A 24,104-nucleotide genomic window follows, 5' to 3' on the forward strand; every position below is an offset into this window, starting at 1 on the left:
GATGGGTTCGTGTCTTTTCCGCTTGCCACGGGCGCACCGCGAGCCGCCTCAGACAGGGGGTCTCGCTGGCACGCATCAACAAAGCGCAATCCTGCTTGGTGCCAGAGTACCTCCGCTTTGATTCGGTCAAGACACCGGTCTGTAGGTTTGAAGATGGGGCAAAATCATAAGCTTTCTTTTCCTGTTAGAAAACTTGGCTTTGCCAAGCCTCTGGCGAAGGCACAGTCGCCGCCCGCGACGGCCATGGACGGCCTAGTGTTCGGTGAGCCGCAGGACGCGGTGTTCTACCGAACCACCTACACTCGTTTCCTGAAATCTTTTATTTTCTATACTTTCTTACCAGTGTAAAAAAAAAGCTCCTGCCTTAACTGGCAGGAACTCGTCGATCAAGAAAGTCTTGTTTTAAAATTTTCGTAGTTAAACGTTTTGATCGTCTGCAGCCCCTCTTGTTCGCTGTACTTGACAAGCGAGGGCAGCGCGATGCCGTTGAAGGTATTGTTTTTGACCATCGAATAGATGGCCATATCACAAAAGACAAGACGGTTGCCGACTTTGAGCGGCTGATCAAAGGAATAGTCGCCGATCACATCGCCGGACAGGCAAGTTGGCCCGCCAAGACGATAGGTAAAGGCACGTTCCCCGGGCTTTCCTGCATCAAGGATCTCAGGCCGATAGGGCATTTCCAGTACATCCGGCATATGACAGGTCGCCGAAGTATCCAGAATGGCAACTGGCATTCCATTTTCAAACACATCGAGAACGGTAGCCACAAGATAGCCGCTATTCAAGGCCACCGCTTCGCCCGGCTCCAAATAAACATCAACGTCATACTTTTCTTGCACCGATGTGATGCAGCGTTCGAGCCGTTCCAGATCATAATCCTTGCGTGTGATGTGATGACCACCGCCAAAGTTGAGCCACTTCATGCCTTTGAGGTATTGGCCAAACTTGCGTTCCACAACCTTCAGCGTATGTTCCAGCGCATCCGAATTCTGCTCACATAATGTATGGAAATGCAGTCCGTCAAGTCCCTCCAGGGCGTCCGGATCAAAATTTGTTTCCGTAACGCCCATGCGCGAGTATGGCGCGCAGGGATCATAAAGTCCGGTCTCAACCTCCGAATATTCGGGGTTGACACGCATGCCGCATTCAATCACCCGAGGTGCCTGCTTCACCTGGTCTTTAAAGCGCGCCCACTGGCTGAATGAGTTAAAGACGATGTGATCGCTCACCTCGAGAATTTCAGCGAAGTCCTTTTCATCGTAAGCGGGTGAGTAGATATGCACTTCCTTGTCCATCTCTTCACGGCCGAGCCGTGCTTCGTACAAGGAGCTGGATGCAACCCCGCTCAAGTAGCGGCCGATCAGTGGGTAAAAGGCGAACATTGAAAAAGCCTTTTGTGCAAGCAGGATCTTGCAGCCGGTCCGCTCCTGCAGTTGTTTCAAGCGTTCAAGATTTTTCACAAGCAGATCTTCATCAACAATGTAACTTGGCGATGGAGCCGCAGTAAAATCGATAGCCATTGGCAAGCTCCTTAATCGATTAGCGTTGGCGCAAATTCTTCATGCCACGGCAACCCAAATTGATTCAACGCATCCATAAACGGATCCGGATCGAATTCTTCAATATTGTAAACACCCGGTCGTTTCCATTTTCCGGTCATCACCATTGCTGCACCAATCATCGCCGGTACACCGGTTGTATATGAAATCGCCTGAGAACCGACTTCTTTGTAGCATTCCTGGTGATCGCATACGTTATAAACATAATAGGTGCGCGGCTTGCCGTCCTTGACGCCTTGGAAGATGCAGCCGATATTCGTTTTGCCCTTTGTACGCGGTCCAAGTGATGCCGGGTCTGGTAAAACGGCTTTCAGGAATTGCAGCGGAACGATTTTCTTTCCTTCAAATTCGATTGGTTCAATGGAAGTCATGCCGACGTTTTCCAAAACTTTAAGATGCGTCAGATAGCTTTGACCAAAGGTCATCCAGAAGCGAATCTTTTTAATGCCATTAATGTTTTGCGCAAGGGATTCCATTTCCTCATGGTGAAGCAAGTAGATGTCTTTCGGTCCGATCTGTGGAAAATCATAGACGCGTTTGATCGCCATTGGTTCGGTTTCAATGAATTGACCATTTTCAAAGTAACTGCCGTTCGCGGTTACTTCACGAATGTTGATTTCCGGATTGAAGTTAGTCGCAAATGGATAGCCGTGGTCGCCGGCGTTAGCGTCGAGAATATCGATTGAATGAATTTCATCAAAGTAGTGTTTCTGAGCATATGCAGAGAATACACCGGTCACGCCCGGATCAAAACCGCTGCCGAGTAGTGCGGTGATGCCGGCTTCTTTGAAGCGGTCACGATACGCCCATTGCCATTTGTATTCGAATTTGGCCGTATCTTCCGGCTCGTAGTTTGCCGTATCCACATAGTCTGTTTTCGTTGCCAGACACGCATCCATAATCGTTAGATCCTGATAAGGGAGCGCGACGTTGATTACAATATCCGGGTTCACCTTTTCAATCAATGCAATCAATGCCGGAACATGATTTGCATCTACCTGTGCGGTCGTAATTTTTGTCTTACCGCCGTCCAACTTTTCTTTGAGGGCATTACATTTGGAAAGTGTACGGCTTGCGATACAAATTTCTTCAAATACCTCTGAATTCTGGCAGCACTTATGTGCCACAACCCCTGCGACGCCGCCTGCGCCGATCATCAATGCTTTACCCAATTTACGAACGCCTCCTTAAAAGTAGCCTGTCCACTGCAAGGACTCATTAATAATGGATCAGACACATTTATTCCATTTCTTCAAGCATCCGCTTGACATAGTTCGGCAGTGCAAATGCGCCGACGTGAATTTTATCATTATAATAGCGGGTTTTCAGGTTTCGTGCCTTCCATTTTTGTGCATCAAAGTCCTGAAGCGGATGACCGTGCTTCGACGCAAAGCCAAACAGCCAGTGGCCAGATGGATAGGTTGGAATATGCGCCTGATAGACACGACTGATCGGGAAGGAATCAACGATCCGCTTATGGGCGCGCTGCATTGCAATCGCGTCAACTAGATAGAATGGGCTTTCATGCTGGTTGACCATTGCCCCGGTTGCCGTAAGCGCCTTGAAACAGTTTCCATAGAATTCCTTTGTAAAAAGGCCTTCACCAGGACCAAAAGGATCGGTTGAATCGACAATAATCAAATCGTATTCATCCTTTTTTGAACGAACAAATTTCAAACCATCCGCCTCGTGAATGGTCACGCGCGGATCATCTAATTTGGCTGCGGTTTGCGGCAAATATTTTTTACATGCTTCAATGACTTGCGCATCAATTTCAACTAAATCAATTTGCTGGATTTCCGGATAGCGGACAAGTTCGCGGACCGCACCGCCGTCTCCCCCGCCGATCACCAGCACCTTTTTCACCTGTGGCAAGACGGCCATCGGCACATGGACGATCATTTCATGATAGATGAATTCGTCCTTCTCCGTCAGCATCATATACCCGTCAAGGGTCAAAAAGCGCCCGAATTCAAGCGAATCGAAAATATCGATCCGTTGAAACTCGCTTTGCGCGCTGTACACTTGTCGGTCAACCTTAATCGACAGTTTCACGTTATCTGTGTGTTTCTCTGTAAACCATAAGTCCAAGCCGTTCACTCCTTCACTGTCTGGATTGCGTTGACGTGACTGTCTTGTGTACCGGTAAGAAAACAGCCCTTTTCCTTCGCATACTGAATATATTCAAGTACCTTGGCCGTCACTTTTTCGCCCGGAGCGAGGATCGGAATCCCCGGCGGATAGCACATCACGAATTCGCCGCAGATCCGTCCAAGACTGTCCTCAAGTCTTGTCGACTCACTTTCCGCATAAAAGGCCTCTTGAGGGGCAAGAATGACTTCCGGACGAATGTATTCCTGGCTTAACATACCGGTCCGATCCTTGGCATAGCGCCGCTTAATCTCCGACAAGGCCGACACGAGCCGTTCGAGATCCATGATCCGATCGCCGATTGAAAGATAAGCAAGAATATTGCCGATATCGCCGAACTCGATTTGGATATCGTATTCATCGCGGAGAAGGTCATAAACTTCAATGCCGGCAAGACCGATATCACGCGTCAGCACGGACAATTTCGTACGGTCGAAATCATAGATCGAATCGCCGTTGATCAGTTCCTCGGCGTACGCGTAATACCCGCCGATCTGATTAATTTCTGCACGCGCGTACTCGGCCATCTGAGCCACTTTCTCAAAAATCGCGCGGCCGCGCAAGGCGAGATTGCGGCGCGATATGTCCAGAGAAGAAATCAGCAGATAGGAGCCGCTTGTCGTCTGCGTCAAATTGATGATCTGACGGACATAACCCTCGCTTAATCCGTTAACAAGCAAGAGCGAGCTCTGCGTCAGCGAACCACCGGATTTATGCATGCTGACTGCAGCCATATCAGCGCCGACCGACATCGCCGAGGCTGGAAGCCCTTCGCCAAAATAAAAGTGCGTCCCGTGCGCTTCATCAACAAGTACCAGCATGTTGTGCTGATGCGCCAGTTCCGTAATCGCCTTTAAATTTGAGCAAATGCCATAATAGGTTGGGTTATTGATTAAAACCGCTTTGGCGTCCGGATTTTCCAGAATTGCTTGCTTCACATCGGCAACCGACATGCCAAGTGAAATACCAAGTTCGTGGTTCACGCCCGGGTTGACGTAAACGGGAATCGCTCCACTCAGAATCAGCGCATTAATCGCACTGCGATGCACGTTGCGCGGCATAATCATTTTTTCACCGCGTTTGCAAGCACTCATCACCATGCTCTGCACAGCGGAGGTTGTTCCGTTCACCATAAAAAAGGCGTGTTTCGCCCCGAATGCTTCAGCCGCCAGTTCTTCTGCTTCTTTGATCACCGACACCGGGTGGCACAGATTATCAAGCGGTTTCATTGAATTCACATCAACGGTCAGGCATTTTTCTCCAAGAAAATCGGTTAATTCACGATTCCCCTTGCCTCGTTTGTGTCCCGGCACATCAAAAGGCACGACCCGCATCGCTTTATAGCGATTCAGCGCCTCAAGGACAGGCGCGCGTTCTTGTGATAAATTCATAAGCAGCACTCCAATAATTAAAAAATATTCGCCCCGCTGTAGATCTCAATCATTTCCCTGCGGAGATTGCTGCTGATCTTCAAACGTTCCTTCGGCGGGATTTCAAGTACATCGCGATTAAACAAATAGTTCTGTAAATCAAGTTCTTTAATAAGCATTTTGGTATGGAAAAGATTGGCTTGATAAACATTAATGTCAACGGCATCATAATTCTCAAGTGTTTCGTCATCGATATAATTTTGAATCGATGTTATCGGATGATCCATGAACAATTTCTTTCCATCGACATCGCGTGTAAACCCGCGTACGCGGTAATCCGCCGTGATGATGTCGGAATCGAAACTGCCGATCAAGTAATTGAGTGTATTCAATGGGGAGATTTCCCCGCATGTGGCCACATCGATGTCAACGCGGAACGTGGCAATCGCCGTGCCCGGATGAAATTCCGGATAGGTATGCACCGTTACATGGCTCTTATCCAGATGGCCGACAATGGTGTCCGCATAGTGCCCGAGATTGCATGAGCGATCAATTTGATCCTTTGGGAACTCCTGCTCAGCAATCAGTACGGTAACACTCGCACCTTGGGGATCGTAGTCTTGTTTGCTGATATTGAGCACATGCGCACCGATCATCTCCGTGACATGGCAAAGAATATGGGTCAGCCGCTCTGAATTGTACTGTTCATCAATGTAGGTAATATAATCGCGTTGCTCACGTTCACTCTTCGCATAGCAGACATCGTAAATATTAAAACTTAGTGACTTCGTGAGGTTGTTGAAGCCGTACAATTTCAGTTTGTTTTCCAACCCTATCCCCACAACCTTTCCCGGTTCTCTACTCACAATCGATGGCATTCGCTACAAGAAAAAAATAAGCCGCTACGGCGATAATTGTCGAATCGTCACACACATAAAAATCTAATTTAATTATATAGACAACCCGATTCAAGTCAAGAAAAAATAATACACAGCAAAAACCAATTTCTTCTATTATTTATATCCATCTCATCGATCGAAATACAAAAAAACGTGTGAAGAAAAAAACGACCCGCCAAGTTAAAAAGAATCCGCCCAAAGTTAAAGCGAATTCTCAAAAAGTTAAAGCAAATCCCCGAAGTTAAAGCGAATTCTCAAAAAGTTAAAGCGAATCCCCGAAGTTAAAGCGAATCCTCGAAAAGTTAAAGCGAATCCCCGAAAAGTTAAAGCAAATCCCTCAAAAGTTAAAGCGAATTCCAAAAAGTTAAAGCGAATTCCCGAAAAGTTAAAGCGAATCCCCGAAGTTAAAGCGGATTCTCGAAAAGTTAAAGCGGATCCCTCAAAAGTTAAAGCGAATCCCCGAAAAGTTAAAGCGAATCTCTCAAAAGTTAAAGCGAATCTCTCAAAAGTTAAAGCGGATTCTCGAAAAGTTAAAGCGCATTTCGAGAACCTTATAGAGGGTCCATACGAAGAACAGGTCAAAAACAAAAAAGCGGCAATCCGCCGCTGTTAATCAAGTTTAACGTGATGAAGCATTGTTTCAAAAATGGTTGGCCAGTCTTTTGCTTTCGCAACGGTTTTGCGCTGCTGGATATAAACCGGATCATCGGCGATGCGCGCGAGCCGTTCACATTCGCAAATCAATAGCTCCGGATCTGATTGGTCCAGGCAAAGATAGCTTCCCTCTCGTTCATATTTTTTCGTCGAAGGCAAATGAATCCCGACCGCTGCTTTTCCCGAAGCAAGAAATTCAAACAATTTTAACGGAAAAACGGCATGATTATAAGGCGATGCTTTATACGGCATCAGTCCGATCGTCACTTGCTGCATGTAATGCGGCACCTGATCCGGAGGTACTGCGTCTACCCAAGTCACATTCGGACGTGCAAGCAGTTGTTTGAAATTCGGGTCGCCATGGGTACTGTCCGGACCAACAAGCAGAATCGTCCAATCCGGTTTGCGGCAGGCAACGGCATCCAAAAGGGCGAAATCCAACTTGGGCTTAATCCCGCCAATGTAGCCGAGCACTGTTCGCGCATTCTTTGTCGGCTTGCCTGCCGCCTCGAACATCGCGTAATCCACCCCATTCTCAAACGTTCGGACGCGGCTTTGCTTGGCGACAGGCAGCTCTTGATCGGTGACATTATGCAAGTAATCCGACGTGCAGAAGATCAGATCGGCACGCGTGACAATTCGATGCTCCGCTTGAGCAATCACGCGTCTTCGCATTCGGCGCGCAAGGGACAGTCGGCCGCTGATCGGTGCTGCCCACAGATCGCTGCGGTCATACACGACACGTTCCCAGCGCAGCAAATGGCTCAAGCTTGGAAAGCCCGGAAAGGTATACCACAAATACAAACGGAAACGCCCCTGATAAATCTGCAACCGATGAACGAGCTGCTTCAGGCGCCGCTGGTGAAATAAGGCAAGGTAACGAGAAAAACGAAACGCCTTTTGCGGCAATAAATCGGTAACCGTCCACTGCTCGATCCGCTGGCCCGCGCCGACCTTGTGATCCGTCTCGCGATGCGGCGCGGGACAAAGCCAGATTACGCGTTCGGTGTCACGACGAGACGCAAGAAATTCAGCGAGCCGATGGCGGCGATAGCGCAGCCCATCCTGACTCCATCTCCCTGCACCAACAATGACATGTATATTTTTCATCACGGTCTTCCTTTCCAGTCAGATGCTGATCATTCGCTTCATCAAGGCATGGGCCGCATAATGAACAAAATACCAGCAAGACAGGATCAGCGGCAAGCGTTCGACATTTCGGTAGACAAACCAAGTTTTCTTGGCTGCCTTCCATTTATTCCCTGACAGTGAGGTCTTCCCGCTGATTCGATATTCGGCCAGCACCTCATCCATACCATAAGCCACGAGTCCTGTTTTCAGCAAAGAAAGCCAAGTTGCCAAGTCCTGTCTGGAACGAAGATCAGGCATATGAAAAGTCCCGGTCTGCTTTCGATCGATCATCACCGTCAGACAGCCGACAATCGTATTTTTCAACATTCTTTTATAAGTCACACGCTTGGGGGCCGCTACGATTTTGTTAAGCAAGTGCCCTTCTGCATCCATCAATTCATAGCCGGTAAAGGTAAATGCGTACTGATGCATTTCCATGAACCGCAATTGATTTTCTAACTTTCTTGGCTTCCAGCAATCATCGCTGTCGAGAAAGGCCACATAACGGCCTTTCGCATGATCCAGAGCCGTATTCCGAGCAAAGGCCGCACCATGATTTTCCTCTAAAAAAATGGGGCGAATGCGTGCATCCTCTTTGGCCGCCTCGCGAAGCATCGTGCACGTCTGATCGGATGAAGCGTCATCGACAATGATCAGCTCCCAGTACGGCCAAGTCTGCGCGCGAACCGATTGGATCGTTTGCTGAATCGTTTTTTCCGAACAGTACGTCGGTGTGATTACCGAAATCAAGGCGTTGTAATCGTGTTCCGCAGCCATAATTATTCAGCTCCCCTCGCGTCATTCTTGCGAATAAATTCCGGCAATGCCGCGGCAAGGAGCACAAGCGTCATTCCGAGCACGGCACCAAGGACCGCCCGTTTCTTCGATGATAAGGTCGTGACACTCGCCCCGCTGCTTAGCGATACTTGCTCCAATTGCTGAGCCGGTCGCATCGTCAATTTTAAGCTTTGCAGTTTATAAACGAATCGCGTACGCGCAGCAGCATCGGTTGCCGGCGCCTTTTCCTTTTCTAATTGTGAAAGCGTTTGATCGATTAATTTTTCCCTCCGGTTATAATGCTGCCGATCAGCATCAAGGAAGGCATCCGTTATGGCTTGCGCGCCATTCTTTGCCTCTTCCTTTGATGCCGCGCGGTAACGGAGCTGAATCAAACGATTGTTCAAATCGCGAATCTCCACTTTGCTCAGCAATTCGTGTTCATTTTGCGCCCACAGTTGCGGCAGCTGCTGCTGGTAGAATGGCGCGTTGGTTAGCATTAGGATGACCGGATTCGTCTCGTTAAAAATGGGATCTTCATAGCTTCCCAATTGCACGGTTGCTTGCGCTTGATAAGAAGAAGGCATCGCGCCAACCGGTACGAGAAAACCGATGACGGCAAGTGCGGCAGGAAGCGCCAGCACCAGCCATAAATAGTGTTTTAAGCGTGTGGTAAACCGTTTCAGTAGATTCATTTCATCGACTCTCCCGACTTTGAAACCGAGCAAAGGACGCTTGCGCAGCAAATCACAAAACCTAAAAACACCCAATGAAAATACAGATTGCTGACTGAACTGGGGCTGATACTGGAAATGAGAAAGGCCGTCTGAGCAGTCAAACCAGTTTCCACAAGCATCCTTGCTTTTTGATCCGTTTGTTTTGCATGTGCTTTATATAAGTAGAAAAAGAGGACAAGATACATGACCAGATAACCGCCGCCGATCAGTAAGCCGAATGTCCCGGTAATCTCGCCAAGCCAATGATGCACCTCGAAAATTTGATCGGTATTCGTGATCGGCTGCTGTTCAAGATAAACCGAAAGATTGCCTGCGCCGACGCCGAAACCATACGTATCCGTTAAATAGTGCCAAGCGCTTTGCAACAGATTCATCCGTACCGTATTTGAACTTGGATTCTCATTAACCGCATAAACGGCAGGTGCACGGATGATATGCTGCAGCATCTCCAGAAGTTTTCCTGAAAGAAGCAGTACAGCTGCAGCTGCGAACAAGCCACCGCACCACAAGGCTATTTTTCTGCCGTTTTTCGGCAGCATTAGGAATGCATAACAGGCAATGCCGCCCGCAACCCCCAGCAGACAAGCACGCGATTCGGTTTGGATAATCAGCCAGACCGACAGTCCGGCAGCGCATAGGCAGAGCAGCCGAGCAAACGGCTGTTTCACGTTTCGAAGCGCCGCTAAATAAAAAAAGATCGAAACGGAAAGCAGCAATGCAAAATCGTTCTGATTTGTGAATACGGCGGTAGGGTAGCCCTGTTTGTAGTTTGGCCCATTAAACAACGTTGACGTCGGCAGCTGAATGCGCGCAAAATGATTGACAAGCCCGATGACAATCAAGCAACCGCTCATCACCATCCAGATTGTATGAAAAGCGACCAACTGGCGCACGCGCGTAAATGTAAACACCACAAGAAAAATGAACAGCATACCGATGCCGAGCAAGAACAGATATTTAATGCCCTCAGTAACCGACCACGCCCAGGTAAGCGAAGCCAGCGCATAGGCCATCCAAAAACAAAGAAAGAGCAGGACACCTTTGACCGGCATCCTTACCCATTGCCCGCGCAATCCGCCGCTTTTCACCACATAGACGAGAAACACGACGGCACTCGCAATTAAAAGGATTCTGTAAATAAAAAGCGTAAAGAAACCGATCGTTACGCGCAACACGATTTGATTTAAAAAGGTGGAGGCAACGAAGACATACATCATGCTTGTCAGCAGTACGGATGACGATGTATGCTCCTTTAAATAAAGCGCGGCGATCAGCGCAGCTGAAATCCAGCCAAGTGTGGCCACAAGCTGCAGCCATGTGTCTCCAATCCAATAAATGCCCAGCAAACCAGCCGCCAGCAGCGCAATGAGAACGACATGTTCACGAATCGCGCGATGATCCTCCCGCTGCGCTCGCGGATTGTATTGCTGCGATCGGTTCATGGCTTCGCTAAACTCAAACGACTTCACGTTTTCTCCGTTTCAAGGCACGCAAGGTCATCCGCAGCCCATCTTTGAGCGACACCTCAGGTTTCCAATGCAGCAGTTCTTTGGCCTTTTCGTTGGAAAGCATGCTGTGGCGAATATCGCCGCTGCGCTTCGGCCCATAATAAACCTCCAGATCTGATCCGGAAACATCTTTCATCAACTGAAACAGATCGTTAATACTGATCGCGGTTTGTGATGAGACATTGACGCATAGATTTTCTTTAACGGAGAGGCCGGCAACAACGGCACGGGCCACATCTTCCACAAAAATAAAATCACGCGTTTGGTCGCCGTCGCCATAGATCATCGGCGGCGTTCCTTTTTGGATCCGATCGGAAAAGATCGAGACCACACCACCTTCACCATCCGCATCCTGACGCGGACCGTATACATTACTGAAACGTAAGATGCTAGAGCGTAAATCATAAAATTTTGCGAATAGATGTAGATAATTTTCTACCGTTCGTTTCGTTAATCCGTAGGGAGATTCCGGCTGCGTCGGATGCTCGGTTGTGACCGGAATTTCCAGCGGGTTACCATACACGGCCGCCGATGAAGCAAAAACGATTTTTTTCACATTGGAAAGACGTGCACCGTTCATGATATTCAGTGATCCGGTTACATTCGTCCGTTCATCAAACAGCGGATCGGCGACCGATTGCGACACGCTGATCTGCGCAGCCAGATGAACAATATAGTCCGGTTGAATCGATTTGACGACATTAATGACCGATGGATCGGCGATATCGCAAATATAAAGATCGACCGGGAGATTGGCAATATTCTCCCGACGCCCGGTAGAAAAGTTATCCATAACGGCAACGGCATAGCCTTTTTTTAGCAAGACCTCCACAACATGTGAGCCAATAAATCCGGCACCGCCGGTTACCAATACTTTTTCCATGGAAATCCCTCCTGATCGTAAAAGTCATCCCGTTTGTTAGCGGGCTCCGTCCCCGGTCAACAGGACTTTGACCGTGCGCAGCAAAATGCTGATCTCAAGCATTGGCGATAGGTTGCGGACATAGTACAAGTCATAAACGAGTTTTTCTTTTGGTGACAAATCATAGCCGCCGCTCACTTGGGCAAGCCCGGTTAGGCCCGGTTTCACCATTAGGCGGTTTTTAAATCCCGGAATCTCGCGATCAAATTTCTCGGTAAATACCGGTCGCTCCGGACGCGGACCGATCAGCGACATGTCCCCTTTGAGTACGGAAAGAAATTGAGGAAGTTCGTCAATACGTGTTTTCCGAATAAATCGACCGACCCGGGTAACGCGCGGATCATCGGCCTCCGCCCATTTTGCACCGCCGCGTTCGGCATCTTTTCGCATCGAACGAAGCTTAACCAATTTGAATCGTTTTCCACCCTTTCCGCAGCGTTCCTGAACGTAGAACGGCGAGCCCGGCGTCTCCAAAACGATCAATAAGGCGAAAATGAAAATGATCGGTGCAGCAAGCACGATCCCGACTGAGCTAGCGAGCAGATCAAAGCCTCGTTTGATTGGCAGATACATTTTGATCCCCTCAGGGAGTGCAATTTGCGGCCGATTGACCATTGAATAGCCGCTGCACGCGCGTATTTCTTTTTCCGGCTTCACATGAAACACCTCTCCAGTTCATCACTACTTGCCTTTGAACTTGTTTCAATTATAGTGAACCTTTATGTAGGCAATATGATGACTCGTTTAAGGTTGTGTAAAGGAATGGTTTAAATGATCCTCCGCAGAGCCGACTTTAAGAAGGAAAAGCTGAAGAATCATTTTCTCGTTTTGTCGCCCGAAACTTTTGATAGAACAGGACGATTGCCCGCCTTTGCATGAAGATCACTAATAAAAGCATGCCCAAATTTGCCAAAACCATAAATGGCAAATGCATGCTATTGAGAACGCCGGCTGTAAAAAGAACCGCAATCACCGCATAGTGCCGATAAAGTGGAAAACTTCGCCAATTCTTTGCCGAAAACCAGCTTCTGGCAATGAAAAACAAAACATAGGAGACTCCGGTCGCAAGCCCGGCACCAATCGTGCCGAGTTTAGGAACTGCGAGTGCGTTAATCAGCAGACAAGGAACCAAAGACAAGAAGCTGACCCATAGATTCAAGTAGCTTTTTCTTGAGAAGACGATCCCCAATGTTGTCGTCTCGCTAAGCGTATAGAGAACCGGCTGCAGGCAAAGCAGGCCGATCAAGCCGGCGGCAGGCAGATAATCCGGTGAAAGTAAGCACATCAGGGGTTCTTTAAAGAGAAGCACGACGAAGTAAAGCACCGACATGAACAAGAGCACGCCACTGCTGACCATACGAAAAGCGGCAATCGATTTTCCCTCGGCGTGCCAGCGATACGCGGTTGGCACCCAGAAACTCGTAAACGCCGTCTGCACCACAGACAAAACGGCGGCAACCTTAAGCGCGGCGGCAAACATGCCGACCGCATAAAAACTGCTCCATGTACGAAGGGAAAGCTGTCCGGCAGAATTGAGCAAAGAAGATGCCGAGGCGGCCACAACGAGCGGCAAACCGAAAAGAAGCATGCGATGTAAAAGCGCGCGATCGGGGCGAAAATGGCGGAGGCGAAACATCGCCCTCAATCGAAATAGAATCAGCAGATCACCGAAAATTTGACCGACAGCTGCTGAATAAACCACAGCAAGAAAGTCGCGGCGGATGAAAAGAACGAACACAAGCGTAGCCGCAAGAACGATAAGCTTAATGAACACGGTGTAAAGCGAATAAGCAAGCGCTTTTTCCTGCATCCGTAAGGACAGCAGCAAGAAACGTTCAAAGCAAAGGAGGACAAGTGATACACCGAGCAGCAGTGATGCTGCATCATGATCCGGTTCGCCAAACAGCAGTTGCGAGGTTGTGCTGAGATTCAGTGCAATCATTGCCAAAATAAATAAGGCGAACAAAAGTGGAAGCAGCAGTGCATTCAAGAATAACGCTTCCCGATCGTTCACCTCATGAAATTCTCGTGTATACGCTTGATCGATGCCGAGGTACTGAAACGTAGCCAGCATCGTTAACGCAAGCAGAAACATGCTCGCTTTTCCGTATTCCTCAGGTGAAACAAAATGGGTGGTTACCGGAATCGTAATCAGTCCGATAAATGCTGCACCAAACGGTCCGATCGAAAACGCAAGCAGACGCTTAATAAAGCTTTTCATTTTTTTCCTCTTCTCTTACTTCGGGTTTCTCCGTGGTTCATCCAGGCTGTTTTTAAACAGCCGAAGCAGCCCTGTATTTAGCTTTTGTATATTAAATGATTCTTTAATCGTTCGCCGTGCATTTTGCGTGATCCGCTTCCATTTTTCCGGTGTTTTGATCGCCTTTTCTAAGGCTTGTGCAAGCGATGCTGCATCCCGTTCCGGTACCAGATAGCCGTTTTCCCCATCTTGAATCAGTTCGGGAATCCCCGAGTGTATCGTGGCAACCACAAGCTTCTCCATCGCCATCGCTTCCATCAACTGAACCGGAATACCTTCCATATCGCCGTCGCTTGCCGTTACACTTGGCGCAAGGACAACCTGCGCATCCTTCATTAATTTGATCCATTCATCCTGCGTTTTCCAGCCGACAAGCTGGATATGTCGTGTCATTTTGCACCGTTCAATCTGCTCCTGAAGCTTGTCCTTTAATGGACCGTCTCCGGCAATCGCATAACGAACGGAATAACCCTTTTTCACCAATTGAGCCACCGCCTCAATCGCGTATTGCAAACCCTTTTTTTCAACCAACCGTGCTGCCGATACAAAGAACAACTGCACGGCCGGCTGCGAGGGATGACAATCGAAGCGCAGCAGATCAATGCCCATGTGATGCACAACGGTTTTCGATGGTTCGGCGCCAAGGGCAATGCAGCGTCGGCGCCAATGCTCGCTGATCGGCAGAATCACTGATGGCGATTGAAACAAATCGTCGTAAACAGCGCTGCCCTTTTGCTTTACAAAACGCAACATATCGTACCCATGAAAAGCGGTAAATAGTTTTCCGCGCAGCAGCCCCATTTCAATGCATTTCTGCGCAAGCAAACCGTTTGGACCAAAGTGCGCCATGATCATCGAGTGGTCGGTAAGATCCACTTGATTGAGTTTGCGAATCAACAGCACCAAGTTCGGCATGGCCAGCAATTCACGAAGCGGCGCTTGACCTTGAACGTTTTTATTGAAGACGCGCGAAATGCCGTGTGCGCAAAAAGCGCGGACAAAGGCACATCCTTTTCGGATGCGCGAATTTGACTGCGCTGAATCCCCATAATAGACGACATGATCAAGCAAATCATAATACAGAACATCCGGATGCACTTTGGCACCGCCGCTCTTCTTTGCCAGAATTGTCACTTCATGACCGGCGTCAATCAAGCCGGTGATTTGATTCAAAATAAAGGTTTGCGAGAGTTTCGGAAATTCGCCGACGAAAAATAAAATCTTCATTCACGACTCACCAACTTCAGATATATTGCGTTTACTTGCTGACTTCTGGAACAACATTCGGACGGCCGATCGAGTAATACTCTAGGTTTGCTTTCCGAGCAGCCGCGATGCTGTAGCAGTTACGACCGTCGAAGACAATCGGCTGATCCATCAGACGTACATACGTTTCCGGATCCATTCGTTTGATGTCCGGCCAGTCGGTAATGATTACCGCAAAATCTGCACCGTCCAACGCTTCAGCAACATGATTCGTATAACGTGCCGGCGCACTGATCCATTTTGTCCCCCGATCTGCGGCAATTGGATCATAGCCGATCACATCTGCACCAAGTGCTGCCAACTGCGGAATCATCACCAGCGCCGGCGACTCGCGCAGATCGTCTGTATTCGGTTTGAACGCGAGTCCGAGCACCGCCACTTTTTTTCCATTGATCGACCCGAATCGCTCGAGTATTTTATCGATGAGTAAGCGGTGCTGCTGATTATTCACTTCAATCACCGATTTAAGCAAATTAAACGTATGATGATGGTTGCCGGCCAGCTGTACCAGCGCATTGGTATCTTTCGGGAAGCAAGAACCGCCGTAACCGATGCCGGCGCGCAAGAACGCACCGCCAATCCGATGATCCATCCCCATTCCCTTGGCTACCTCTTCGACATTTGCGCCGAGCTTTTCGCAAAGATTAGCAATTTCATTGATAAAACTGATTTTCGTCGCCAGAAATGCATTCGATGCATATTTGATCATTTCACTGCTGAACAGATCGGTTTTCACGATTGGAATGCCAAACGGTTCATTAATTTCCGCAAGTAGACTCGCCGTTGCCTCATCTTCAGTGCCGATGATCATCCGGTCTCCGTGGAACGTATCATGAATCGCCGAACCCTCTCTAAGAAATTCAGGGTTCGACGCGATCCGGATAAACACCCCGGGACGAATACGCCGCATCATAAGACGCTTGATGCGCAGATTAGTGCCAACCGGAACCGTACTCTTGATCACAACCACAACCGGATGATCGATCTGCTCGGCAACTTCGACTGCCGCTCGTTCAACATAGCTTAGGTTTGCCGATCCGTCCGTATTTTGCGGCGTGCCAACCGCGAGATAAACGACAGCCGCATCGGCTAACCCCAACTTGTGTCGGTCGGTAAAAAACAAACGGTTCTGTTTCTGGTTTCTCAGCATCATCTCGCCAAGTCCCGGCTCATAGATCGTCGGCACCCCTTGATTCAGCGCCTCGACCTTCTTCGGATCTACATCGATACACGTAACGGTATGCCCGATTTCCGCAAGCGCAACCCCCGTCACTAAGCCAACATAACCTGTGCCAATGACCGCGATTTTCATCTGAGTCCCCTCCACATTTTTCCTCTATGATTAGGATATCCTCGAAAATTAGATTTCATGCATTGCTTCTTATTATGCATGCCGCACGTAAAGGGAATATTAAGGAAAACGATGAATTTAGTTAAGTTTTGCTGCGGACGGCGCCGGCAAAAGGATCCCAGCCTCAGCAACGCAGGTCGAAGCTTTGCTTTGATCCTGCTTTCCCTATTTGATCGATCATTGATCATTCCCCTGACAATTAGAAAATCCGTTCCCTCCGATTAGAGTGGAACGGATCGTCACGGTTGTTCAATTAATTCGCTGAATTGAAGTTTTCGGAAGTAATAGCCGAAGTCGGCGCGCTGTCCAAACGCATTGGTTCGGCGAAACAGCACGCGCACATCGTCCTCCGGGAGCTCCTCATAGCGGATGATATCCAGATTATGCCGCATTGAAAAAGCGTTGACCGCATCGCGTATCGAAGCCGCTTCAACGATTTTCTGTGGCAGACGTATCGACACCGGCAGCGGCCTGCTGCCGTCAAATTCCTCATAAATTGCAAATCGGCTAGTCATTTTTTCCCTCCTGTATGGATTGTCCCTAGTTTTTCCCTCATTCGCCCATCCTATGTCTTCATGCGAATCACACCGGTAGTGACAGCCTGTATCGGTTTATCTCTGTCTATGATACATGATTCAAACCGCCTTATAAATCAAAAACCCTGTATGAAATACACCATTCTTTGAAAAACTAAACAATAAATGAAGAAAAGCGTGTGAACGAAGATGCATTCGCTAATAAAAAAATTAATTGGCTTTTCGCTTGGACCGGTTGTCGGCGCGCTGCTTTCATTCGTTACGATTCCGGTTACAACCTATTTCATCAGCCCGGAGGAATACGGCAAGGCAAGCATGTTTCTGCTTTTCCAAACCATTGCCGGCACGTTGCTTTTTTTGGGGATCGATCAAGCGTATACGCGTGAATACCATGAAGTTGACGACAAAACACAGCTGTTTCAAAATGCCTTGCTCCTGCCTTTTGCTTTGGCAATGATCGTTTTCCTTTGTGCACTGCTTGTACCTCAGCCGCTGTCGCTGCTTCTGTTTGGTCAGGCAGATGCGCGCTGGCCGACACTTCTATTCGGGTTAATGACGGTTTTTATTGTTCTCGAACGCTTTATGATGCTGTCGATCCGGATGCAGGAAAAAGCATTTGAGTATTCGCTGCTTGCGATCAACGTCAAAGCGGCTGTTCTCTTGTTAACCCTATTTTTTATCGTTTTCATTCGTCGTGATTTTCTAACGGTTGTCTACGCTGCCTCATTAGGGCAAATCATTGGTGACCTATGGCTGTTTTGGCGCTGCCGCGCGCTGCTTGACTTTAGAACGTTGACGATGAACCGCCCCCTCTTAAAAATGATGGTGCGGTTCGGTCTGCCGATTGTCGTAGCCACGTCACTTTCCAGCCTGCTTGGCGGACTCGACCGGCTGGTCCTTCGGTTTTGGAGCGATTTTAATCAAATCGGTATTTTTTCAGCGACCTTGAAAATCGCCGCCGTTCTCAATGTGGTTCAAAGTGGGTTCACCAGTTTTTGGGTCCCCACCGCCTATCGCTGGTATTCCGAAAATCGGCCGGCTGCTTCATTTAAACGGGTTGGCGAAGCCATTCTGCTCGTGATGTCGCTTTTGGCAGCAGCAATTTTTCTTTTCAAAAACCTGATTGTTGTGCTTCTCTCCGGCAGCTACAGCGAAGCTCAATATCTGGTCGGCTTTCTCTGCTTGCAGCCGATCATCTATTCCGTCAGTGAAGCCACCGGCCTCGGCATCGTCTTCAGCAAAAAAAGCGATCTGAACATCTGGGTCAGTCTCGCCGCGCTGATCCCGGCCGCGGTACTCAATGTTCTGCTCGTTCCGCCGTTTGGTGCAAAAGGTGCGGCAATCGCCACCGCTGTCGCTTTTCTATTTTTTTTCAGTGCACGCACCTATTTTTCCGGAAAGTATTGGATTCGGCTTCCTGTTGCCAAGCATTATGCTGTATTCCTGCTTTTGCTGGCCGGCGCTTTTATCAATGCACAGGCATTCCCAGGCATTACCGCCCTTAATCTGCTGCTGTTTATCCTGCTGATCGTGCTGCAGAAAAATACGATTCGAATGATTTGGCAGCTCTGGCAGCATTCACGATTGTCTAAGGAGGACTGACAGTGAACATTGCAATCATCGGCACAGAAAAAAAACCGCTGCCTGCTGTCCGAGGCGGTGCGGTAGAAACATTGGTCGACCTGCTGGTTAAGGAAAATGAACAAAAAAACGACATGCATCTGGATCTTTATTCAATTGAAGATGCGCAAGCGCAACGGCAAAGCCACGCGTTCAAAAATACAACGTTTCATTTTGTTTCAGCTTATGATCCCTTCCGGCGGATGCGCGGCTTTGCAAATCGACTCTGCGCAAAACTTCATGTGCGCTTTTGTTCCCACGTTTTTCTAAATCGGACCATTCATCTGCTGAAGAAAACGCACTACGACTGGATCATTGTTGAAAATCGGCCGCTTTTTATTCCAAAACTGCGCCGCAATCTTAGCCACCGGACGCGGCTTGCTCTACATCTGCATAACGATACGCTGAGTTGCGACTGCTTTTATGCGCGCACGGTCATCGCTCGCTGCGATCTTGTGCTGTCGGTCAGCAGTTATATTGAAAAACGGGTAAAAGCGGCAGGAGCGCATGCAGACAAAGCGCGCGTTCTCTACAATCGCATCGACACCCGCTTGTTTCATCCGGCGAATGATCCGCGACTGCAGCTGAGGATCCGCCAGCAATGCGGCATTCCGGAAAAACGGCAAGTCGTCCTCTATTATGGCAGGCTCAATCAAGGAAAGGGCGTGCCGAATTTAATCCATGCGTTCTTCCACGCGTGGCATAAAAATCCGGCACTCTATTTAGTTCTGCTCGGCGACTATTCCAGTAAAAAAGACCAAATCCTGATTCAACATGCCTTAGGACGGCTGCCCGGCAGCAGCTACTTGCTGCTGCATGCCATTCCACACGAGGAATTGCCGGCCTATCTCCTCCAAGCAGACATGATCGCGCTGCCGTCTCTGTGGAACGAGGCGTTCGGGCTTACCATCGCCGAATCGATGGCTGCGGGCAAAGCGGTGATTACCACCAATGTCGGCGCAATTCCCGAGTTGATCGGCAGCGATTCTGGTATTGTTCTGCCAACCGATCAATTCATGGAGCGGCGCTTAACCGGCGCACTGTTGCACTGTGCCGCCAGTCCGAAATTACGAATGCGGCTCGGGGCTAACGCCCGGCGCACAGCGCTGCGCCGGTTCCGTGCAGAAGGCTATCTGGACGAGCTCATCGAGAAACTGAATCATGCAGGAAAGGGATCCCATTTGCCGCGAGTATAACAAATCCACGGAAATTAGCGATGAAACCCAACTTGTAACGACACAATTTGGCATAAAAAAAATCCGAAGCCGCATGCGCGATTCGAATTTTTATCTACCTTGTTCTCAGATTCCGTAATTCAAATTGACGAATTTCGTATTCACATAGTCATCGATCCCTTGATGCCCATTCTCTCTGCCAAATCCGGAATGTTTGACGCCGCCGAACGGGGTTTGCGTGAAGGCAACGGTGTTGCTGTTGACGCCGACCATGCCGTATTGCAGCCCTTGGCTGACTTTGGCAATCCGTTTCAAATCCAACGTGTAGAAATAGCTGGCCAACCCATAGTTGGTGTCGTTCGCCATGCGAATCACTTCGTCCGTGTCTGCGAACGGAATCAGCGGGATCACCGGACCAAACGTTTCCTGATAGAAAATAGCCATCTTTGTTGAGACGCCGCCTAAAACGGTTGGCGCATAAAAATAGCCGTTTGCATACGCACCATCGGTTAAGCGTTTGCCGCCGATTAAGAGCTGCGCTCCCTTTGCGACGCTGTCATCAACTTGACGCTGAATTTTGCCAAGCGCATCTTCGCGAATCAGCGGTCCGGCGAGTACCCCCTCGTCCAAGCCGTTGCCAACTTTGACGGATTTCACAGCCTCGACCAGTTTTTCTGTGAACGCTTCGCTGATCGATTCGTGAACGAAGATTCGGTTTGGCGACGTGCACACTTGCCCATTGTTGCGGAATTTTGCAGCAACCAAATCATTGACTACCTTGTCAAGCGGGGCATCATCGAAAACGATAAACGGCGCATGTCCGCCAAGTTCCAACGAAACCTTTTTCAATGTATCTGCCGACTGCTCGAACAACCGTTTACCTACTGCGGTTGATCCGGTAAACGTAATTTTGCGCACCGTGTTGCTTTCGGTCAGCGTTTTGCCGATTGCTGCCGCATCCCCCATCACAAGGTTTACCGTACCATCCGGAATACCGGCTTCTTGGAAAATTTTCATCAATGCCGTTGCCGAAAGCGGCGTTTCCGGTGACGGCTTCAACACAATCGCATTACCGCCCGCCAGTGCCGGCGAAATTTTGCGCGTAATCATCGACGACGGAAAATTCCATGGCGTAATCGCGCCGACAACACCAAGCGGTTCCTTTTGAACGAGGAAAAGGTGACCATTCGGGCCCGGAATTGTTTCCCCGTAGACGCGCCGGAGTTCTTCAGCATGCCAGCGCACACTTTCCGCACCGCCGAGGACTTCACCTTTGGCCTGAGCAAGCGGTTTCCCTTGTTCAATGGTCAAAATCGCCGCCAGCTCATCTGCTTTTTCTGTAATCAGATCGGCAACACGGCGTAAAACGTTCGCACGGTCATCGACATCCAACGATGCCCAAATTGGAAAGGCAGCTTGAGCCGCTTCAATCGCTTTTTCTGTATCTGCGACACTGCCGCGTGCCACTTGGGCAATGACTTCCCCGGTTGCCGGATTAACCACATCATCAACCGCACCGCTTTCCGCATCAAGCCATTTACCACCGATAAAAAGCTGTTTTGGTGCCTGTTCTAAAAACGAATCCTTACTTGCCATCACCCGTTCACCTCATCTATAAAATAAGTCTAGCAATTCAAATATTATAAAACTAGCATACATGAACGCGCCTGCACCTGCCAGCGAAAAATTAAGCCACTTAATCGAAACAAAACGATGCGGGCGCCGCCTTCAATAAGTAGCCCAGATGCATCCACAATCTCATTCTGCACCGGGAAAATCAATGACTGGTTCACGCTTTTTTCAGTGCTTTTTCATTCACGACAAAGTCAGGGTGCTCCCCGCGCATAAATTTGTCGATATTATCAACCGTGACCTGTGCAACGCGAGCAATGCTCTCGCGCGTCGTCCCGGCAACATGCGGGGTAACAATCAGATTATTCAGCTCCGGCAATGCCTGCGGCGGTTCTTTTTCAAATACATCAAGCGCCGCTCCGGCAATTTGTTTCCGGCGCAAAGCATCCATTAATACCGGCTCATCGATCAGCGCACCGCGCGAAATATTGACAAGAAAGGCTGTCTGTTTCATGCGCGACAAGGCCTGCTGATCAATCAAATGATAGTTTGATGTGCTCAAGGCTGTAGAAATCACCACATAATCCGATTCACGGAGCAGCTGATTCAGAGCAACGAACCTTGCCTTCAGCCGTGCCGCCGCATCATGATCCTGATAATTTCCATAAGCAATGACACGCATGTTAAACGCAACTGCATAGCGCGCGACCTTTTGCCCGATCGAACCGAAACCGATAATGCCAATGGTTTTGCCGTCGAGTTCATAGGCATCCCCGCTCGGCCATTTTCCCTGTTTCGTGCCGCGATCAAACATCGGAATCATCCGCGACAAGGCAATCAGCTGACCAAACGCCAGCTCCGCAACCGAGGTTGCATTTTCTCCCGGCGCATTGCTGACCATAATCTCGCGCTCCGTGGCGGCATCAATGGCCACATTATCGAGTCCGGTCCCGGTTTTTAAAATATAGCGGAGCCGGGGAGCTGCCTCAATCACTTCGCGGTCACACGGTGCAATGGCTGTGATGCACACTTGAGCATCCCGAATTGCTTCCTTAACTACCGCTTTATTCGCCGCCTGATCGTACATCAGACAACGAACCTCAGCGCCCATTTTCTCTAAACGATCCACCATCTGCTGGTGAATGGCCACATAGGATTTTCCCACACAAAAAAGAATCTGCATCTTGTCAGCCTCCCCCGCCGCAAATCAATCGATTCAATGAACAATTATCTATTAATATAGCAAAAAAATGCCGATGAGCCCAAAAACAAAGCCCCATTTCTTTGGTTGAAAAACAACAGCGATCATGCTACGTTAAGAATACTACATAAAGTATGAAAATTATGAAAGCAGGGACGATTCATGAACCAACATTTGGACGATGCCATCAAAGAAAAAGTGATGACGCTCTTTAACTATCTGCATACCCATGCCGAAATGAGTATGAAAGAGTTTCAAACGACCGAATTTATTCAAAAACAATTGGATGCGCTCGGATATCGGACGCATACTTTCGCAGACTGCCCGGGCGTCATTGCTGAAATCGGCAGCGGAAAACCGGTTGTCGCCTTGCGCGCCGATATGGACGCGCTCTGGCAAGAAGTAAACGGCAAGCTGCAAGCCAATCACTCCTGCGGCCATGATGCCCATATGGCAATGGTGCTTGGCGCAGCGATGATCCTTAAGGAAAAAACCGATCGAATGAACGGAACCATTCGGCTTGTCTTCCAGCCGGCAGAAGAAATAGGCCAAGGCGCGCTTGAATTGAGCAAACGCGGCGTCTTGGATGACGCCGACTATTTTTACGGTGTTCACCTCCGTCCGATTGAAGAAACCTTGGATGGACGCGCACGCCCGGCAATTCTGCACGGCGCATGCGGCACCATCCGCGGTGTCATTGACGGCGAAGAGGCTCATGGTGCACGGCCACATCTCGGTATAAATGCCATCGAGGTCGCTGCCTCAATCGTAGACGCGCTCGGTCATCTGCACCTCAATCCGATGACGCCAAGCTCCGTCAAAATGACAACGCTGCATAGCGGTTCGGCAACCAACATCATCCCCGGACATGCCGAATTCAGTCTGGACGTTCGCGCTCAGAACAACGAAATCATGACAGAGCTCAAGAAAAAAGTTCGCCAGATCGTTCAAGGGGTGGCAGCCAGCTACGGTGCGACCGTGACCCTTGAAGAATCACACGGCAGTCCGGCCGCCGTCTCTGCCCCGGAAGCCATCGCCATAATGGCAGAAGCGATCAAGACGGTCCTTGGCGAGGAGCATTACGATCCGGCAAAACGTTCCGGCGGCGGCGATGATTTCCATCAATACGCGATCCGCACACCCAAGCTAAAATCAACCATGCTCGGTCTCGGCTGTGACCTCAAGCCCGGACTGCATCACCCTTACATGACGTTCAACCATGACGCAATGTACAACGGAGTCTTGATTCTGTCTGAAGCCGTCGTTAAGACCTTTGAAAAGTTAAATTGCATTGAAGCCAAAGCATGATCGTGCTTACATGTTTGGTTTTACTTGCGTGCATCAACAAGACGTAACCGCGGGCAGTCGGGAGCCGCATCGGCTGATTCTGTAAGGCCTGCGGGGTCTCCTTT

Annotated in this window: 21 protein-coding genes; 4 read left to right on the forward strand and 17 right to left on the reverse strand. The window is 49.2% G+C overall.

Features of this window, described 5'->3' with window-relative positions; genetic code table 11:
* Positions 1 to 153: 153 nt before the first annotated feature.
* Positions 154 to 348, forward strand: coding sequence for a hypothetical protein (locus AA84_RS18835; protein ID WP_028977069.1), 195 nt, complete (start codon positions 154 to 156; stop codon positions 346 to 348).
* 38 nt (positions 349 to 386) lie between these two features.
* Here the strand turns inward: AA84_RS18835 and nspC are convergent, their stop codons facing one another.
* The 15 genes from nspC to AA84_RS0109980 all read right to left on the reverse strand — a co-directional run bounded on the left by nspC (position 387) and on the right by AA84_RS0109980 (position 17,103).
* On the reverse strand, positions 387 to 1,523 hold the full coding sequence (gene nspC, locus AA84_RS0109910) for a carboxynorspermidine decarboxylase (protein WP_028977070.1): 1,137 nt from the start codon (positions 1,521 to 1,523) through the stop codon (positions 387 to 389).
* 11 nt (positions 1,524 to 1,534) lie between these two features.
* Positions 1,535 to 2,734: a saccharopine dehydrogenase family protein gene (locus AA84_RS0109915; RefSeq protein WP_028977071.1), complete on the reverse strand. Its 1,200-nt coding sequence runs from the start codon at positions 2,732 to 2,734 to the stop codon at positions 1,535 to 1,537.
* 67 nt (positions 2,735 to 2,801) lie between these two features.
* Positions 2,802 to 3,653 (reverse strand): polyamine aminopropyltransferase, encoded by an 852-nt coding sequence (speE, locus tag AA84_RS0109920; protein WP_028977072.1) that lies wholly within the window; start codon positions 3,651 to 3,653, stop codon positions 2,802 to 2,804.
* 5 nt (positions 3,654 to 3,658) lie between these two features.
* The gene (locus AA84_RS0109925; protein WP_028977073.1) at positions 3,659 to 5,104 is read right to left on the reverse strand and encodes an aminotransferase class I/II-fold pyridoxal phosphate-dependent enzyme; all 1,446 of its coding nucleotides are present in this window, start codon (positions 5,102 to 5,104) and stop codon (positions 3,659 to 3,661) included.
* Between the two features lie 17 nt (positions 5,105 to 5,121).
* Positions 5,122 to 5,913: an adenosylmethionine decarboxylase gene (gene speD, locus AA84_RS0109930; protein WP_197021210.1), complete on the reverse strand. Its 792-nt coding sequence runs from the start codon at positions 5,911 to 5,913 to the stop codon at positions 5,122 to 5,124.
* A gap of 678 nt (positions 5,914 to 6,591) precedes the next feature.
* The gene (gene tuaH, locus AA84_RS0109935; RefSeq protein WP_037563403.1) at positions 6,592 to 7,746 is read right to left on the reverse strand and encodes a teichuronic acid biosynthesis protein TuaH; all 1,155 of its coding nucleotides are present in this window, start codon (positions 7,744 to 7,746) and stop codon (positions 6,592 to 6,594) included.
* A gap of 18 nt (positions 7,747 to 7,764) precedes the next feature.
* Positions 7,765 to 8,544, reverse strand: coding sequence for a teichuronic acid biosynthesis protein TuaG (gene tuaG, locus AA84_RS0109940; protein ID WP_037563405.1), 780 nt, complete (start codon positions 8,542 to 8,544; stop codon positions 7,765 to 7,767).
* A gap of 2 nt (positions 8,545 to 8,546) precedes the next feature.
* The gene (locus AA84_RS0109945; protein WP_028977077.1) at positions 8,547 to 9,239 is read right to left on the reverse strand and encodes a hypothetical protein; all 693 of its coding nucleotides are present in this window, start codon (positions 9,237 to 9,239) and stop codon (positions 8,547 to 8,549) included.
* The gene (tuaE, locus tag AA84_RS0109950) at positions 9,236 to 10,750 is read right to left on the reverse strand and encodes a teichuronic acid biosynthesis protein TuaE (protein WP_081791762.1); all 1,515 of its coding nucleotides are present in this window, start codon (positions 10,748 to 10,750) and stop codon (positions 9,236 to 9,238) included. Before tuaE ends, AA84_RS0109945 begins: the two co-directional genes overlap by 4 nt.
* Positions 10,737 to 11,672: a GDP-mannose 4,6-dehydratase gene (locus AA84_RS0109955; protein WP_028977079.1), complete on the reverse strand. Its 936-nt coding sequence runs from the start codon at positions 11,670 to 11,672 to the stop codon at positions 10,737 to 10,739. The genes tuaE and AA84_RS0109955 overlap by 14 nt, the downstream gene beginning before the upstream one ends.
* A 36-nt stretch (positions 11,673 to 11,708) precedes the next feature.
* Positions 11,709 to 12,368, reverse strand: a complete 660-nt coding sequence (locus tag AA84_RS0109960; RefSeq protein WP_037563407.1) for a sugar transferase — start codon at positions 12,366 to 12,368, stop codon at positions 11,709 to 11,711.
* A gap of 136 nt (positions 12,369 to 12,504) precedes the next feature.
* Positions 12,505 to 13,932, reverse strand: coding sequence for a lipopolysaccharide biosynthesis protein (locus AA84_RS17605; protein WP_051577927.1), 1,428 nt, complete (start codon positions 13,930 to 13,932; stop codon positions 12,505 to 12,507).
* Positions 13,933 to 13,947: 15 nt separating this feature from the next.
* Positions 13,948 to 15,198 (reverse strand): glycosyltransferase, encoded by a 1,251-nt coding sequence (locus AA84_RS0109970; protein WP_028977081.1) that lies wholly within the window; start codon positions 15,196 to 15,198, stop codon positions 13,948 to 13,950.
* Positions 15,199 to 15,229: 31 nt separating this feature from the next.
* Positions 15,230 to 16,549, reverse strand: coding sequence for a UDP-glucose dehydrogenase family protein (locus tag AA84_RS0109975; RefSeq protein ID WP_028977082.1), 1,320 nt, complete (start codon positions 16,547 to 16,549; stop codon positions 15,230 to 15,232).
* A gap of 278 nt (positions 16,550 to 16,827) precedes the next feature.
* The gene (locus AA84_RS0109980) at positions 16,828 to 17,103 is read right to left on the reverse strand and encodes a hypothetical protein (RefSeq protein WP_028977083.1); all 276 of its coding nucleotides are present in this window, start codon (positions 17,101 to 17,103) and stop codon (positions 16,828 to 16,830) included.
* Between the two features lie 210 nt (positions 17,104 to 17,313).
* On the opposite strand from AA84_RS0109980, the gene AA84_RS17610 reads away from it, so the two are divergent.
* Together AA84_RS17610 and AA84_RS0109990 are read left to right on the forward strand one after the other, a co-directional pair.
* Positions 17,314 to 18,726: a lipopolysaccharide biosynthesis protein gene (locus AA84_RS17610; RefSeq protein ID WP_037563409.1), complete on the forward strand. Its 1,413-nt coding sequence runs from the start codon at positions 17,314 to 17,316 to the stop codon at positions 18,724 to 18,726.
* A 2-nt stretch (positions 18,727 to 18,728) separates the two neighbouring features.
* Positions 18,729 to 19,940 (forward strand): glycosyltransferase family 4 protein, encoded by a 1,212-nt coding sequence (locus tag AA84_RS0109990; protein ID WP_028977084.1) that lies wholly within the window; start codon positions 18,729 to 18,731, stop codon positions 19,938 to 19,940.
* 105 nt (positions 19,941 to 20,045) lie between these two features.
* On the opposite strand, the gene AA84_RS0109995 is transcribed toward AA84_RS0109990, so the two are convergent.
* Positions 20,046 to 21,515 (reverse strand): NAD-dependent succinate-semialdehyde dehydrogenase, encoded by a 1,470-nt coding sequence (locus AA84_RS0109995; RefSeq protein WP_028977085.1) that lies wholly within the window; start codon positions 21,513 to 21,515, stop codon positions 20,046 to 20,048.
* Between the two features lie 193 nt (positions 21,516 to 21,708).
* Positions 21,709 to 22,674 carry a 2-hydroxyacid dehydrogenase gene (locus tag AA84_RS0110000; RefSeq protein WP_028977086.1) on the reverse strand — a complete coding sequence of 322 codons (966 nt, stop codon included), beginning with the start codon at positions 22,672 to 22,674 and terminating at the stop codon, positions 21,709 to 21,711.
* 180 nt (positions 22,675 to 22,854) lie between these two features.
* On the opposite strand from AA84_RS0110000, the gene AA84_RS0110005 reads away from it, so the two are divergent.
* Positions 22,855 to 24,000 (forward strand): M20 peptidase aminoacylase family protein, encoded by a 1,146-nt coding sequence (locus AA84_RS0110005; RefSeq protein WP_028977087.1) that lies wholly within the window; start codon positions 22,855 to 22,857, stop codon positions 23,998 to 24,000.
* Positions 24,001 to 24,104 lie beyond the last annotated feature (104 nt).

Origin of the sequence: Sporolactobacillus terrae DSM 11697 (assembly GCF_000648615.1) — a bacterium.
Taxonomy (GTDB): domain Bacteria; phylum Bacillota; class Bacilli; order Bacillales; family Sporolactobacillaceae; genus Sporolactobacillus; species Sporolactobacillus terrae.

Coding starts and splice junctions, on each gene's coding strand:
- AA84_RS18835 (WP_028977069.1), top strand. CDS start 154: ATGGGGCAAAATCATAAGCTTTCTTTTCCTGTTAGAAAACTTGGCTTT.
- nspC (WP_028977070.1), bottom strand. CDS start 1,523: ATGGCTATCGATTTTACTGCGGCTCCATCGCCAAGTTACATTGTTGAT.
- AA84_RS0109925 (WP_028977073.1), bottom strand. CDS start 5,104: ATGAATTTATCACAAGAACGCGCGCCTGTCCTTGAGGCGCTGAATCGC.
- tuaH (WP_037563403.1), bottom strand. CDS start 7,746: ATGAAAAATATACATGTCATTGTTGGTGCAGGGAGATGGAGTCAGGAT.
- tuaG (WP_037563405.1), bottom strand. CDS start 8,544: ATGGCTGCGGAACACGATTACAACGCCTTGATTTCGGTAATCACACCG.
- AA84_RS0109945 (WP_028977077.1), bottom strand. CDS start 9,239: ATGAATCTACTGAAACGGTTTACCACACGCTTAAAACACTATTTATGG.
- AA84_RS0109955 (WP_028977079.1), bottom strand. CDS start 11,672: ATGGAAAAAGTATTGGTAACCGGCGGTGCCGGATTTATTGGCTCACAT.
- AA84_RS17605 (WP_051577927.1), bottom strand. CDS start 13,932: ATGAAAAGCTTTATTAAGCGTCTGCTTGCGTTTTCGATCGGACCGTTT.
- AA84_RS0109970 (WP_028977081.1), bottom strand. CDS start 15,198: ATGAAGATTTTATTTTTCGTCGGCGAATTTCCGAAACTCTCGCAAACC.
- AA84_RS0109975 (WP_028977082.1), bottom strand. CDS start 16,549: ATGAAAATCGCGGTCATTGGCACAGGTTATGTTGGCTTAGTGACGGGG.
- AA84_RS0109980 (WP_028977083.1), bottom strand. CDS start 17,103: ATGACTAGCCGATTTGCAATTTATGAGGAATTTGACGGCAGCAGGCCG.
- AA84_RS17610 (WP_037563409.1), top strand. CDS start 17,314: ATGCATTCGCTAATAAAAAAATTAATTGGCTTTTCGCTTGGACCGGTT.
- AA84_RS0109995 (WP_028977085.1), bottom strand. CDS start 21,515: ATGGCAAGTAAGGATTCGTTTTTAGAACAGGCACCAAAACAGCTTTTT.
- AA84_RS0110000 (WP_028977086.1), bottom strand. CDS start 22,674: ATGCAGATTCTTTTTTGTGTGGGAAAATCCTATGTGGCCATTCACCAG.
- AA84_RS0110005 (WP_028977087.1), top strand. CDS start 22,855: ATGAACCAACATTTGGACGATGCCATCAAAGAAAAAGTGATGACGCTC.